At 69.1% G+C, this 13,654-nt stretch carries 13 protein-coding genes; 8 read left to right on the top strand and 5 right to left on the bottom strand.

The window, feature by feature from the left end:
• Nucleotides 1–77: 77 nt before the first annotated feature.
• Both AC1DBQ_RS16285 and AC1DBQ_RS16280 read right to left on the bottom strand, forming a co-directional pair.
• Nucleotides 78–1,379: an AI-2E family transporter gene (locus AC1DBQ_RS16285; protein WP_476929494.1), complete on the bottom strand. Its 1,302-nt coding sequence runs from the start codon at nt 1,377–1,379 to the stop codon at nt 78–80.
• A 605-nt stretch (nt 1,380–1,984) separates the two neighbouring features.
• Nucleotides 1,985–2,485, bottom strand: coding sequence for a pentapeptide repeat-containing protein (locus AC1DBQ_RS16280; protein ID WP_476929495.1), 501 nt, complete (start codon nt 2,483–2,485; stop codon nt 1,985–1,987).
• A 31-nt stretch (nt 2,486–2,516) separates the two neighbouring features.
• Between AC1DBQ_RS16280 and AC1DBQ_RS16275 the strand changes: the two genes are divergently transcribed.
• The 8 genes from AC1DBQ_RS16275 (at nt 2,517) to AC1DBQ_RS16240 (ending at nt 11,449) form a co-directional block, all read left to right on the top strand.
• Nucleotides 2,517–3,548, top strand: coding sequence for a hypothetical protein (locus tag AC1DBQ_RS16275; protein WP_476929493.1), 1,032 nt, complete (start codon nt 2,517–2,519; stop codon nt 3,546–3,548).
• Between the two features lie 56 nt (nt 3,549–3,604).
• Nucleotides 3,605–4,609 (top strand): co-chaperone YbbN, encoded by a 1,005-nt coding sequence (locus tag AC1DBQ_RS16270; RefSeq protein WP_476929492.1) that lies wholly within the window; start codon nt 3,605–3,607, stop codon nt 4,607–4,609.
• Complete coding sequence (locus AC1DBQ_RS16265; RefSeq protein ID WP_476929491.1) at nt 4,609–5,709, top strand: NADH:flavin oxidoreductase/NADH oxidase; 1,101 nt, start codon at nt 4,609–4,611, stop codon at nt 5,707–5,709. The genes AC1DBQ_RS16270 and AC1DBQ_RS16265 overlap by 1 nt, the downstream gene beginning before the upstream one ends.
• A gap of 125 nt (nt 5,710–5,834) precedes the next feature.
• Nucleotides 5,835–6,650 (top strand): ABC transporter ATP-binding protein, encoded by an 816-nt coding sequence (locus AC1DBQ_RS16260; RefSeq protein ID WP_476929490.1) that lies wholly within the window; start codon nt 5,835–5,837, stop codon nt 6,648–6,650.
• Nucleotides 6,632–8,203, top strand: a complete 1,572-nt coding sequence (locus tag AC1DBQ_RS16255) for a transporter (protein WP_476929489.1) — start codon at nt 6,632–6,634, stop codon at nt 8,201–8,203. The genes AC1DBQ_RS16260 and AC1DBQ_RS16255 overlap by 19 nt, the downstream gene beginning before the upstream one ends.
• 61 nt (nt 8,204–8,264) lie before the next feature.
• The gene (gene nagB, locus AC1DBQ_RS16250) at nt 8,265–9,047 is read left to right on the top strand and encodes a glucosamine-6-phosphate deaminase (protein ID WP_476929488.1); all 783 of its coding nucleotides are present in this window, start codon (nt 8,265–8,267) and stop codon (nt 9,045–9,047) included.
• Nucleotides 9,048–9,140: 93 nt separating this feature from the next.
• Nucleotides 9,141–9,458, top strand: a complete 318-nt coding sequence (locus tag AC1DBQ_RS16245) for a DUF3039 domain-containing protein (RefSeq protein ID WP_476929487.1) — start codon at nt 9,141–9,143, stop codon at nt 9,456–9,458.
• Between the two features lie 200 nt (nt 9,459–9,658).
• A complete protein-coding gene (locus tag AC1DBQ_RS16240) occupies nt 9,659–11,449 on the top strand; it encodes a DEAD/DEAH box helicase (RefSeq protein ID WP_476929486.1) in 1,791 nt (596 codons plus the stop codon).
• 92 nt (nt 11,450–11,541) lie between these two features.
• Here the strand turns inward: AC1DBQ_RS16240 and AC1DBQ_RS16235 are convergent, their stop codons facing one another.
• The 3 genes from AC1DBQ_RS16235 to AC1DBQ_RS16225 all read right to left on the bottom strand — a co-directional run.
• Nucleotides 11,542–11,889 (bottom strand): hypothetical protein, encoded by a 348-nt coding sequence (locus AC1DBQ_RS16235; RefSeq protein WP_476929485.1) that lies wholly within the window; start codon nt 11,887–11,889, stop codon nt 11,542–11,544.
• Between the two features lie 84 nt (nt 11,890–11,973).
• The gene (locus AC1DBQ_RS16230; protein ID WP_476929484.1) at nt 11,974–12,642 is read right to left on the bottom strand and encodes an isochorismatase family protein; all 669 of its coding nucleotides are present in this window, start codon (nt 12,640–12,642) and stop codon (nt 11,974–11,976) included.
• A partial coding sequence (locus tag AC1DBQ_RS16225; protein ID WP_476929483.1) for a nicotinate phosphoribosyltransferase occupies nt 12,643–13,654 on the bottom strand: 1,012 nt, incomplete at its 5' end.

Here is a 13,654-nt window from a genome sequence, read left to right as displayed (position 1 = left end):
CGTCAAAACCGCACCGAAAAAGGACAGCCGCACCGTGGATCCACGGTGCGGCTGTCCGAAATCGGTGCGAAAACGACTTAGCGGTTGTCCTGGCGGGCGATGAAGATCTMCTTGAGCAGCAGTAGGACCGCCGCCGCAGTGGGGATGGCGATCAAGGCACCGAGCACGCCGAGCAGGCTGCCGCCGGCGATGACCGAGATGACGGCGACGGCACCGGGTACCGCCACGGCTTTCTGCATGATCCGCGGCGAGATGAAGTAGGCCTCGAACTGGAGGTAGGCGAAATAGCAGATGGCGAACACGAGCGCCGTCTGCCAGCCGGCCGTCAGCGCAACGAGTGTCACCAGGCAGCCGGCAATCATGCCGCCCACGAGCGGGATGAACGCCAGAAGGGCCACGACGAACGCCAGCAGCGTTCCGAACGGCACGCCGATGATCGACATCACGATGAAGGCGAAGGTGGCGTTCAGTACCGCCACGACGGCCTGGCCGATCACGTAGTTGCCCACCGAACCGGTGATTTCCTCCGACAGGGCTTGAACCCGGTGGCGGCGCGAGCGCGGCGCGAGCCGGTAGCCCCATTTCTTCATCGCGGGCAAAGCCGCGAGGAAGTACAGGCTCAGGACCAGCACGATCAGCGCGCCGAACAGCCCGTTGGCCACCGTGGAGCCGAAGCCCACAACGCCGCCGAAGATGCCGCCCATGGCATCCGGGTTGTTGACGAAATTCTCGAGTTCCTGCGTGATGCGGTCCCGGATGCCGAACTGCTGGTCAATGCTCCGGAAGAAGTCCGAGTCAACGAACTCCTGGACCCACTTCGGCGCCTGCTGCACGATTTGCGTCACCTGCTGCACGATCGTGGGGATCAGGGTGGCAAAAAACGCCGCGACCGCCAGGGCCAGGGTGGCAACGGCCATGAGGATGCCGGCGGCCCGGGGGACGTTCTTGCCTTCGAGCCAGCGCACCACCGGGTCCAGTCCGAGGGTGATGAACAGCGCCGTGACGATCCACAGGAGCAGCTGCGTGGTATTCGAGCCGATCCAGTAGACCAGGAGTGCGACGCCCACGCCCACCGTGCCCATGAAGCCCATATATAGGGGATGCTGGGCAGACATCCGGGGGCCTGGACTGCCGAAGCGTCCGGCGTCACCGGCCCCGGCTGCCCCTTCGTCCTCGGCCTCGTGCTCAGGAGGCATTTCGAAGCGGAGCCGCGGCTGGGCTCCCGGCAGGGGCTGACGCAACCGCCGGGCCAAKGACAGAAGCACTCCGGCGGCGGCCACCCGKGGGCGGGAGGCAATCGGCTGCGGGGCAGGATTCTGGCTGCCGGATTCCTGGGCTTCTTCCGGTCCTGCGGAGGACGAATCCGTATCTTCAGTCACTGCGGTGAATGCCCTTAATTCTCTGCGGCGCCATGGCGGCTGCGCTGGTGTGATGATCACCGCAAACACTATCAGCAGGCTTGTCAGCTCAAGGGCGGGGCGCCGGCGCGGGGGCGCCGGACGGGGGCGGGCCGGGCCGCCGATCTGACTCGCGGGTAACAAAACGGTTACTATTGAAGCTACGTGTCCGCTGATGATTGGTGTATTTTGCGTTTCAAGACTGCAGTCGCCCTGGTGCTGCTCGGCCTCCTGACACTGCTGGCTGGAATTGGCCAGAAGACCTTTTGGGCTCCTCCGGAGACCATCACGGCCACCGCTCCGGCCGGTACTGCGGCGCCGCTGACCGTCTTCGACGAGAAGCTGAGGACGCTGCACCCCGGGACCGTGAAGATCAACGTCAAGGGCGAGGGCAGCTTCATTCTGGCCGCAGGACGCCCGGACGACGTCAACGCCTGGGTGGGCAAGACCGCGCACAACACGGTCGCCGGCGTGTCCGACGACGGCAAGGCGCTGCAGCTGACGCATACCGACGGCGAAGCAACCGCGCCGTCGCCCGCCGGCTCGGATCTTTGGGTCACCACCGAAAACGCCAGCGGTGAAATGAACTACTCCTGGAACGCGCCAGCGGACGGCGACTGGTCCCTCCTCCTCGCAACGGACGGCACCAAGCCCGCCCCGAGCACCATCACGATGACCTTCCCGAACGACACCTMCACGCCGTGGGCCATTCCGTTCATGGTGCTCGGCGGCCTGCTGATCATCGCCGGCGTGGCACTGCTGGTCCTCAAGCCCAAGGCCGGCAACCGGAGCTCCGGCACCCCGACCGGCGGGGGTGAAGGCAGTGAAGGCAGCCCGTTCGCCCGCCGCGCGCAGGCCAAGGCCGCGGCACGCCGCGGGAACCGGGGTTCAACGGCCGGCACGCAGCCGGCCGGCTCTGAAGAGACCGCCCCCGACACCGCGCCGCAGCCGGCCACGCCTGAAAAAACCACGCCTGAAAAAACCGCGCCTGAAAAAACCGCGCCTGAAAAGACCTCGCCCGGGAAGACTGCGCCCGAAAAAACCGTGCGTGAACAAACTGTGCCCGAGCAGAAGCGGGGTGCCCGCACCGMACGCCGTACCKGCGTCGTGGTTGCCTTCTTGACGGCCGCCGCCGTCACCGGAACCTCCGTGGCTGCCCAGGCCAGCCAGACCCCGGCCCCCTCGCCGAGCGCCAGCGCCCCGGCATCCAGTGCCTCTGCCTCCGCCAGCGCGACTCCGGGCACCTCCGGCCCGGACCAGGCCGCCGATGCCCCGGTGCTCCTGGACGCCCAGTTCCGCCGCGTCCTGGAACAGGTTGCCGGTGCMGTCGATGCCGGCGACGCGGCCAAGGACGCCGCCAAGCTGCAGCCGCGCGTGGCACAGTCCGAGCTCGAGGTGCGCACGCAGAACTACAAGATCCGGTCCCAGGTGGGCTCCTACGAGGCCCGCATGCCGGTCCGCTCCACGAAGCTCCTGACCACCGTGGTCACCAACAAGCGCAGCTGGCCCCGGTCCGTCATGGCCGTGACGCAGGGCGAGGGCAATGTTGTCCCGCAGGTGCTGACCCTGACGCAGGCCTCCCCGCGGGATAACTACAAGCTCGTCAGCAGCACGCMGCTGCAGCCCGGAGCCACGTTCCCGGCGATCGGGCGGGGCGGCACGGAGACCCTGGCGCCCTCGGACAAGTCGGGCCTGCTGTACAGCGGCGAGGAAGCGCTCGCCGGGCTGGGTGACCGCCTGACCAAGGCCGACTCCGCCTTCAAGGACAAGCTCGTTGAAGGCCAGTCCTCCCCCTACATCGCCGACACCCTCGCCTATCAGGCCGACGTCGTCACGTCCGGCGTCAACGGCACCTTTGCCTTCACGCACAAGGTAGCCCCGGAGAATACTGTCGTGTTCCGGACGKCCGACGGCGGGKCGCTGGTCCTGGGCCGCCTGAACTTCTCCTTCGACGGCACTCCGAAGGCCGAGGGCGACAAGCTCACGATCKGCGACGACGCGGCTGCCCTGGCCGGCGGCAAGGAGACCAGCACCGGCATGGTGCTCAACTTCGCCGAGTCGGTGGCGGTCTATGTTCCGCCGGCCGGGTCCAAGGATCCGATGAAGCTCKTGGCAGCCACCCGCGGCCTGGTCGGAGCGGCTTTCAAGTAGCCGCCACCGGCGGCGCGGGTGGCGCCGGGCGGGGCTTCAATGGCTAGAGTGGAGCTATGACAACGCCAGCTTCCCGACCGGTCCCGCCAGTTGCCGCCAACCCGCTGAACCTGCGCGGCGCCGTCGATCTCTCTGCCCTGAAACAGCGTCCGGCGCCGCCTGCTGCCGGGGCGGGCCGGACAGGCTCCACCGACGCTCCGCCCGCTCCGGCAGCCGGCGGCGCCGAACACGCCAGCCGTCCGCTGCGGGTAGACGTCACCGAAGGCAACTTCCAGGAGCTGGTGGAGCTCTCGGCGCAGGTGCCCGTGGTGATTGCCCTGTGGGCCTCCTATTCGCCGGACTCCGGGCAACTGGTGGGCGCCCTGGAGGACATCGTCGAAAGCTACGACGGCCGGMTGGTGCTCGGCGCCGCGGACATCGACGCCTTTCCGCAACTGGCCCAGGCCTTCCAGGTCCAGGCCGTGCCGACCGCCGTCGCCGTCGTCAAGGGCCAGCCCGTCCCGCTCTTCCAGGGCGGTGCCGACGAGGAGCAGGTGCGCAGCCTGTTCGATGAACTTCTCAAGGTCGCTGCGGCCAACGGCGTGACCGGACGGATCGGCGCCGGCGGTCCCGGCAGCGGGGAACCGGAGGCTCCGCCGCTGTCGCCGCTGCACCAGGCCGCTTTCGACGCGATCGAGGCAGGCCACTACGACGCGGCCGCCGCCGCCTACCGGCAGGCCCTGAACGAGATGCCMTCCGACGCCGAGGCCAAGGCCGGGCTGGCGCAGGTGGAACTCATGGCACGCCTCCAGTCCTTTTCCGGGCCCGACGCCGACGCCCTCCGCCGGCTCGCCGCCGATGAGCCGGACAACCTCGACGCCCAGCTCGGCGTCGCAGACCTGGACATCGCCGGCGGCCACATCGAGGACGGCCTCGGCCGGATCGTGACGTTCATCGGCCGGAACTTCGGCCCGGAACGGGAGACCGCCCGGGTCCGGCTGCTCGAACTGTTCGACGTCGTGGGCACCGGCGACGAGCGCGTCGCCAAGGCGCGTCAGGGACTGGCCCGGGTGCTGTTCTAGTGGGATCCGCACTCTTCACGCCGCTGGAGCTGAGGTCCCTGCGGCTGCAGCACCGCGGCTGGGTTTCGCCGATGTGCCAGTACAGCTGCGAGCCTGAAACCGGCGAGGGGGTGCCCACCGACTGGCACCTCATGCACCTGGGCTCGTTCGCCACCGGGGGAGCGGCCCTCATCCTCACCGAGGCCAACGCCGTGAATGCGGAGGGCCGGATCAGCCCCCGCGAYGCCGGCATCTACAACGACGGCCAGGCTGCGGCCTGGGAACGCATCACCGCCTTCGTGCACCGGCACGGCACTGCGGAGACCAGGATCGGCACCCAGCTGGCGCACGCCGGCCGCAAGGCGTCGTCCTACTGGCCGTTCTCCGGAAAGTCGGGCAGCGTACCGGCGGCCGAGGGCKGCTGGGACACCGTGGGTCCCGGCACCGGTGCCTTCGACGGCTACGCGCCGCCGTCGGCCATGACTGACGCGGAGATCGACGGCGTGATCGCCGATTTCGCCGCAGCCGCCGTGCGGGCCGTCGCTGCCGGTTTTGACACGATCGAGATCCATGGCGCCCACGGCTACCTGCTGCACCAGTTCCAGAGCCCGCTCGTCAACGACCGCACGGACYGCTGGGGCGGAGACGAGGCCGGCCGGAACCGGCTGACGCTTGCCGTGGTGGACGCCGTCCGCGACGTCATCCCCGACTCCATGCCGCTGCTGCTGCGGATCTCGGCCTCCGACTGGGCGCCGGGCGGGATCGACGCCGAAGCCTCTGTGCGGCTGGCCGGCGCGGCCGCGGAGCACGGAGTGGACCTGGTGGACGTTTCTTCCGGCGGCGCCGTGGCGCACCAGCAAATTCCGATCGGTCCCGGCTACCAGACGGGGTTTTCGGCCCGGATCCGGCGCGAAACCGGGGTCAAGACCGGCACKGTGGGACTCCTGACCTCGGCCGGGCAGGCCGAGCACGCGGTGGCCACCGGCCAGGCCGACGGCGTGTTCATCGCCCGTGCCGCCCTGCGGGATCCGCACTGGTGGCTGCGGGCAGCGTTCGAGCTCGGCCACGACCTTGCCTGGCCGCCGCAGTACGAGCGCGCCGTACCCCGGCATTCGTTCTAGAACTCCCTGGTATGGGTGTGGGGTGCAGGTGCGGGTAGTTGCTGCGCGGGTGCGGTTGCGGGCGCGGGGGAAGCTACGCCTTGCGGACGATCCTTTTCGCGACCGGGGGCGGTTAGTCTAGCGTCATGACTTACCAGCCCCCTGACCAGCAGGGACAGCCAGCCCCGCACGGCCCGTCCGCGCCGACGGTCCCTGCCCTGTCCCTGCTCGGCCTCGCCAAGCGCTTCGGCGACAAAATCGCCGTCGACGGCATCACCCTGGACGTTCCTGCCGGATCCTTTTACGKGGTCGTCGGCCCCAACGGCGCCGGCAAGACCACCACCTTGTCCATGGCGACGGGACTGCTGCGCCCCGATTTCGGGACCGCGCTGGTCCATGGCGTGGAMGTCTGGCAGCATCCGCTGGAGGCCAAGAAGCTGATGGGGATCCTGCCCGACGGCGTCCGGCTGTTCGACCGCCTCAGCGGCGAACAGCTCGTCACGTACGGCGGCCTGCTGCGCGGCATGGACCGGGACACGGTGGCCGCGCGCGTGGCGGAGTTGCTTGCGGCCCTGGACCTCGCCAACGACGCCGGCACGCTGGTGGTGGACTACTCCGCCGGCATGACCAAGAAGATCGCCCTGGCCTCGGCACTGATCCACGCGCCGCGGCTCCTGGTCCTGGACGAACCCTTCGAATCCGTGGACCCCATCTCCGCGGCCAACATCCGCGACATCCTGGACCGCTACGTCGCCTCCGGCGGAACGGTCATCGTTTCCAGCCACGTCATGGACCTGGTCCAGCGCATGTGCGACCACGTCGCCGTCGTCGCCGGCGGCCGGGTCCTCGCAGCCGGCACGGTGGAGGAAGTCCGTGCCGGGGCGAGTMTCGAGGACCGCTTCGTGCAGCTCGTGGGCGGCCGCAACCACACGGAGGGACTGGAATGGTTGCGCACCTTCTAAGGCTCAAGCTGACCCTCCTGCGCAACAGCGTGAGGCGCAGCCCCTGGCAGCTGGTGGGCCTCGGCATCGGCACCCTGTACGCCCTGGGAATCGTCGGGCTCCTGGTGGCCGGGCTGCTGCTCCTGCGCGGCCAGGAGATTGAGCTCGCCCAGACGGTCGTGGTCCTGGGCGGCGCGGCAGCACTCCTGGGCTGGGCCATCATCCCGGTCGCGGTCTCTGCGGCCGACATGACCCTGGATCCGGCCCGCTTCACCACCTTCGCCGTGCCCATGCCGCAACTGCTGGCGGGGCTGGCGCTGGGCGGCCTGATCGGCATACCGGGCCTTGCCACCTCCCTCGTCGCGCTCGCCACCGTGGGCACCTGGTCCCGCAGCGTGCCCGCCGCGGCCGGCGCGCTCGTGGGCGCGGTGCTGGGCGTGCTGAGCTGCGTCGTGCTGTCCAAGGTCGTGACCACCGCGACGGCAGGGCTGGCGAGCTCCCGGCGCTTCAAGGACATCAGTGCCGTCGCCTTCCTCATCCCGCTGGTCCTCATGGGACCCATCGTGGCGGGCATCGCGAAGGGAATCGCCGGTTCGGGCGATTTTCTGGCCAGCCTGGCCCGGACGCTGTCCTGGACGCCCGCCGGCGCGGCCTTTTCGCTCGGCGGCGAGTTCGCCGCCGGCCACTACGGGGCAGCCGCCGTGAAATTTCTCATCGCGGTGGCCACGCTGGCGGGGCTCGCCCTGGCCTGGAAGGTCCTGCTGCAGCGAGCCCTGGTGACCCCGCCTTACGCGGGAACCTCCAAGCGCCGTTCCGGCGGTCCGGGCCTGTTCGGGGTGCTCCCGGCGACCCCGGCCGCGGCCGTCGCCGCGAGGTCCCTGTACTACTGGCTGCGCGATCCCCGCTACGCCGGCGCCCTTGTAGTCGTGCCGCTCCTGCCCGTGTTGTTCCTGTTCCAGGGCAGCCAGAGCGGGTTCTACGGCCCGTTCCAGTTTGTCGGTCCGCTGACGGCCTTCCTCCTKGCCTGGTCGATCTCCACGGACGTGTCCTACGACAGCACTGCATTCGCCCTGCACGTGGCCACCGGAGTGCGCGGCGCCGACGACCGGCTCGGCCGGGCTTTGGCGTGCCTGAGCTTCGCGCTGCCCGTCGTGCTCMTGTTCAGCGTGGGGCCGTTCTTCGTCACGGGGGACTGGGCCAAGCTGCCCGCGGTCCTGGGGCTATCGCTCGGCGTGCYGTTCAGCGGGCTGGGCCTGTCCTCCGTGGTCTCGGCGCGCTACACGGTGAGCGTCCCGCTGCCTGGAGACAGCCCGTTCAAGAAACCGCCGGGCAACGTGGCCCAGACCCTTGCCGTGCAGCTCGGCGGCATGGCGGCCCTCATGGTCCTCGTGGCGCCCGAAGCGGGGCTCGTGGCCGCACAGTTCATCACCGGCAGCACCGTGCCCGGCTGGATCGCCCTGGTCCTTGGGCCGGTGCTGGGGCTCGCGCTGTTCGCCACCGGGGTCAGGGCTGGCGGAATCTGGCTMGACCGCCGGGCACCGGAGCTGCTGGCACAACTGGCCGTCAACCGCTGACGGGTGCATGCTGGGAGTGCGCAGACCCGAACGCCAGGTCAGCCAGGTAAAGGCAGGGATTATGGAAGTTGTCATCCTTCCGGGCAGCAAGCAGATCGCATCGCTGGCGGCCGATGCGGTGGAAGCCTTGCTTCGCCGCAAACCCGKGGCCGTCCTGGGCCTGGCGACGGGCTCCACCCCGTTGCCCATCTACAGCGAGCTGGCGCTGCGGCACGAGCGCGACGGACTGGACTTCAGCCAGGTCCGGGCCTTCGCCCTGGACGAGTACGTGGGACTCCCGGCGGACCATCCGGAGTCCTACCGCCAGGTGATCGCCCGCGAATTCACCGCCCGGGTCAACATCAGCCCCGCCAATGTGCACGTGCCCGACGGCGCCKCGGCGGACATCCCCGCGGCCTGCCAGAGGTATGAAGACGCCATCCGCGATGCCGGGGGAGTGGACCTGCAGCTCCTCGGCGTCGGAACCGACGGCCATATCGGGTTCAACGAGCCAGGCTCGTCCCTCGCGTCCCGGACCCGGATCAAGACCCTGATCGAGCAGACACGCCGGGACAACTCACGGTTTTTCGGCAGCCTCGCCGAGGTCCCCCACCACGTCCTGACGCAGGGTCTGGGCACCATCCTGGACGCCCGCCACGTGATCCTCGTCGCCACCGGCGCGCAGAAGGCCCAGGCCGTCCGGGATCTCGCGGAGGGCCCGGTTTCCGCCATCTGTGCAGCGTCGGTGCTGCAGCTGCACCCGCACGCCACAGTCCTCGTGGACGAGGCGGCGGCGTCCTCGCTGCGGCTGGCCGATTACTACCGCCACAGCTATGACCACAAACCTGCCTGGCAGGGCCTCTGAGCCCCGCCGCCGGCATCGCGCCGGCATCGCGCAGCCCCGCCGCGGGCGGCGCGCGGGTCCGGCCGCGCGCTTCCAACGGCTAAGATGGGTGTCATGACTAGCATGACCGATCCTCTCGAAAACGACCCGATGCGCGAGCTCTCCGGAGCCGGGACGTCAACGGCCACGATCGAGCGCGAGGTACTGCGCCAGGAAGTGGAGCCCGGTGACCGGGAGCGCTTCTCGCATTACGTGCGCAAGGAAAAGATCATGGAATCCGCGCTGACCGGCGAGCCCGTGATCGCGMTCTGCGGCAAGGTCTGGACGCCCGGCCGCGACCMGCAGAAGTTMCCGGTGTGCCCAGAATGCAAGGAAGTTTACGAGGGCCTGCGCCCCGGGAACGACGGCGGCAAGGGCTCCGGCGATAAATAGCGGCACGTGAGGGCTAACGGACCGCACAGGATCCGTTAGGCGTCACCCTGTAGTGCCCGTGTAATGTCCCTCTACGGCAACGCGCCGCTGCGCTGCCGCGCTTTTGTACTGCCCGCGGTCCATCCGAAAAAGATTGGTGTTTTTGTGCTTAATTGGGTTTCTCCGTCGGCTGCAGCCATGCGCGGATGGGGGGCGCCCCAGTGACAGAGACACTCTTCGGCGGACCCGTGCTTCCCCCCGCCTATCCCGAGCGGGCCGCCTGGGGCACCGCGCCGAAGCTGCGCGCCTGGCAGCAGGAGGCGCTGGACAGCTACTTCAGCACCCATCCCAAGGATTTCCTTGCGGTCGCCACCCCCGGCGCCGGCAAGACCACGTTCGCCCTGCGGGTGGCCTCCATGCTCATCGAGTCCGGCGTCGTGAACCGCGTGACCATCGTGGCGCCCACCGACCACCTGAAGCGCCAGTGGGCCGACGCCGCCGCCAAAGTCGGCATCGCGATCGACCCGAACTTCAAGAACGCCGACGGCCAGCACGGCCGCGGGTTCATCGGAGTCGCCGTCACGTACGCTCAGGTGGCCAGCAAGCCCATGCTGCACCGGGCCAAGACCGAGGCCGCCCGCACGCTGGTGATCCTGGACGAAATCCACCACGGCGGCGAGGCGCTGTCCTGGGGAGACGGCCTCCGCGAGGCATTCGACCCCGCGGCCCGCCGGCTGTCCCTGACCGGCACCCCGTTCCGTTCCGACACCTCGCCCATCCCGTTCGTGGAGTACGCCGAGGACCGGGACGGAATCCGCCGCTCCAAGGCCGACTACACCTACGGCTACGGCAAGGCGCTCCGGGACCACGTGGTCCGCCCGGTCATGTTCATGGCCTACTCCGGCCAGATGCGCTGGCGCACGAGCGCGGGCGATGAAATGGCCGCCTCCCTGGGCGAGTCGGCCGTCACCAAGGACATCACCTCGCAGGCCTGGCGCACCGCGCTGAACCCCGCCGGCGAATGGATCCCCGCCGTCCTGGCCGGAGCGGACAAGCGCCTGAGCGAAGTGCGGCGGAGCGTCCCTGATGCCGGCGGCCTGGTCATCGCCACCGACCACGAGGACGCCCGGGCCTATGCCGGCCAGCTGAAGAAGATCACCGGMGAATCGCCCACGGTCATCCTCTCCGACGACGCCAAGGCCTCCAACAAGATCGAGGAATTCTCMGCCGGCGACAAACGCTGGATGGTGGCCGTGCGGATGGTGTCCGAAGGCGTCGACGTGCCGCGGCTGTCCGTCGGCGTCTATGCGACCTCGACCTCCACCMCGCTGTTCTTCGCCCAGGCCGTGGGCCGCTTCGTGCGTGCCCGCAAGCGCGGCGAAACGGCGTCGGTGTTCCTGCCCTCGGTGCCGCAGCTGATGGCGCTGGCCAACTCCATGGAGGCCGAGCGTGACCACGCCCTGGACCGCCCGGAGAAGGACGACGGCGACGGTCTGTTCAATCCCGAGGACTCGCTCGTGGACGAGGCCAACCGTGAGGAGAAGGCCTCCGACACCCTGATGAAGGGCAAGTTCGAGGCCCTCGACTCGCAGGCGTCGTTTKATCGCGTGCTCTTCGACGGCGGCGAGTTCGGCACCGGCGGCGAGGTGGGTTCGGAGGACGAGCTCGACTTCCTCGGAATCCCCGGACTTCTCGACGCCGAACAGGTCGGCACGCTGCTGCGCCAGCGCCAGCACGAGCAGCTGAACCGCAAGAACAGGCGCGCCCCGCAGGCCGGTGCCGCGCCCGAGGCKGCAGTGCCGGCCGTGCCGGACCACCGGATGCTCATGGACCTGCGCACCGAGCTGGCCAAGAACGTGGCGGCGTGGTCCGCCCGGACCGGGACCCCGCACGGCGTCATCCACACCAAACTCCGGACCGTCTGCGGCGGCCCCGCCGTCGCCCAGGCCAACGAGGAACAGCTGCAGACCCGACTGCGGAAGCTGCAGGACTGGTTCATCGGGCGGAAATAGCCGCCGGMGCCGCTCAGCATGGCAGCAACAGCGAAGGGACCAGGCCGGTGGCCTGGTCCCTTCGCTGTGTGAAACAGTCTCTTGCGCTCYGGTTACTGGCCGTTGCCGCAGATCTTGCCGTAGGTCTGGCCGGCCGTGGTGTAATCGGCATTCATGGTTTCCAGCCTGGCGGCGTCGGGGTTGGGCTTGGCGGACTCGTCGAAGTATTCGATGATGGTCTGCAGCGGAGCCCGGAGGTCATCCGATGCCGCGGCCTTGATGGGCCGCAACTGGTTGGCGACCCTGTTCATGCCGGCTTTGTCAGACGTGGCCGACGGGGCGGAGACCACGGTCTTGACCCGGGCGCAGGTTTCCTCGTTGGTCAGCTGCGGTGAAGCCGAGCAGCCGGCGGCGGCGAGCAGCGCTCCGGCGGCAATCAGGACGGTCAGGGTCTTCTTCATGGTGTACTCCGGGGTTCTACGGGACGGTCAAAATGGCAAGACTGGCGATTTGGCAAGGATGTCGAGTCTACTGCGGCGGCGGGCTCAGAGGACATCGACGCCGCCGAACTCCATCTCGGCCACGGCGTCGTCGAGGTCTTCGGCGATTCCGGCCGTCAGCCCGCGCAGCACCGTGACGGAGTAGCCGGCCTGGACGGCATCCAGGGCGGTCGCCTTGACGCAGTAGTCCGTGGCGATGCCCACCACCACGATATCCTCGACGTCGTGGCTTTGCAGCCAGTCGTCCAGTCCGATCGCATCGTCGCCGGCGGCAAAGGCACTCACCGAGTCTTCGGCGTCTTCGGCGCCGGGACCGGCTTCGGAGACGGGCATGGCGCCGGGCTTCCGGTCGCCGGTGGGGACGTCGTCCTCGGGGGCTAGGAGTCCTTCAAAACCGGAGTACGCCGCGGCGAACTGGCCCTTGCGGAAGTATGCCTGGATGTACTCGGGGTCCAGGTCGGGGTGCAGTTCGGCCCCCCGGGTGCCCGCCACGCAGTGCCGCGGCCAGCTGTCGACAAAGTCAGGGCTCTCCGAGAAATGCGCCCCCGGATCGATGTGCCAGTCCTGGGTGGMCACAATGTGGTCGAACTGGCTGTGGTGGGCGTCGACGTACTCGCTGATCTCGCCGGCGAGGGCTGCCCCGCCGGCGACGGCGAGGGAACCCCCCTCGCAGAAATCGTTTTGGACGTCAACAATGATCAGGGCGCGGGACATTCAGTCCTCCTCGTAGATGGTGGGGATTGCCGCCTCGCCGCGTTGCAGCCGGTTGACGACGGCGGGGAGCTCCCTCATGGTCTCCGCGTGGCGCCGCCGGGCGCGCTGGACCCCCTCGGGGCCGGTCCACCCGGGCAGGAGCTCGCCGTTCTTGACGAACTGCTGCAGGAGCGGACGGTCATTGCCGTCATCCTCCGGGTGGTGGCCGACGCCGACGATTTCCTGGGTGGCGGTCCCGCGCTCGTTGAGCTTGCGCAGCGCGTACTTGCGGCCGCCCTTGCTGGCTTTGTTCTTGGCGGCCTTCGCGACGGAAATGAAGTCCCCGGCGTCGTCGGTGCGGCTGACGAGCTTGTAGACCATGCTGGCCGTCGGGGCCCCGGACCCGGTCACCAGCGACGTACCGACGCCGTAGGAGTCCACGGGTGCGGACTGCAGCGCCGCGATGGCGAATTCGTCGAGGTCGGAGGTCACCACGATCTTGGTGTGGTCATTGCCGAGCTCGTCGAGGAGCTGGCGGACCCACTGGGCCTGGGCCACGAGGTCCCCGGAGTCCAGCCGGACCGCGCCCAGTTTGTCCCCGGCGAGGTCGACGGCCGTGCGGACCGCCGTTTCGACGTCGTACGTGTCCACCAGGAGCGAGGTTTCCGGGCCGAAGGCGGCAATCTGGGCCTCGAAGGCCTCACGTTCCGTATCATGCAGGAGCGTGAAGGAATGGGCGGCCGTGCCCACGGTCTTCAGCCCATAGCGCAATCCGGCCTCCAGGTTGGAGGTGCTGTCGAACCCGGCAATGACTGCGGCGCGGGCAGCGGCGGCGGCCGCCTCCTCATGCGTCCGGCGCGACCCCATTTCGATGCACGGACGGTTTCCGGCCGCCGTGATCATCCGGGACGCGGCGGAGGCGATGGCGCAGTCGTGGTTGAGCACGGAGAGCAGGTACGTCTCCAGGATGCAGGCCTCGGCGAACGTGGATTCCACGATCAGGACGGGGGAGTTCGKGAAGTACGCCTCACCC

The organism is Arthrobacter sp. 10T413_2, from assembly GCF_056394205.1.
The sequence above is the reverse complement of the archived record's forward strand: the minus strand, read 5'-3'. Positions and strand labels throughout refer to the sequence as shown.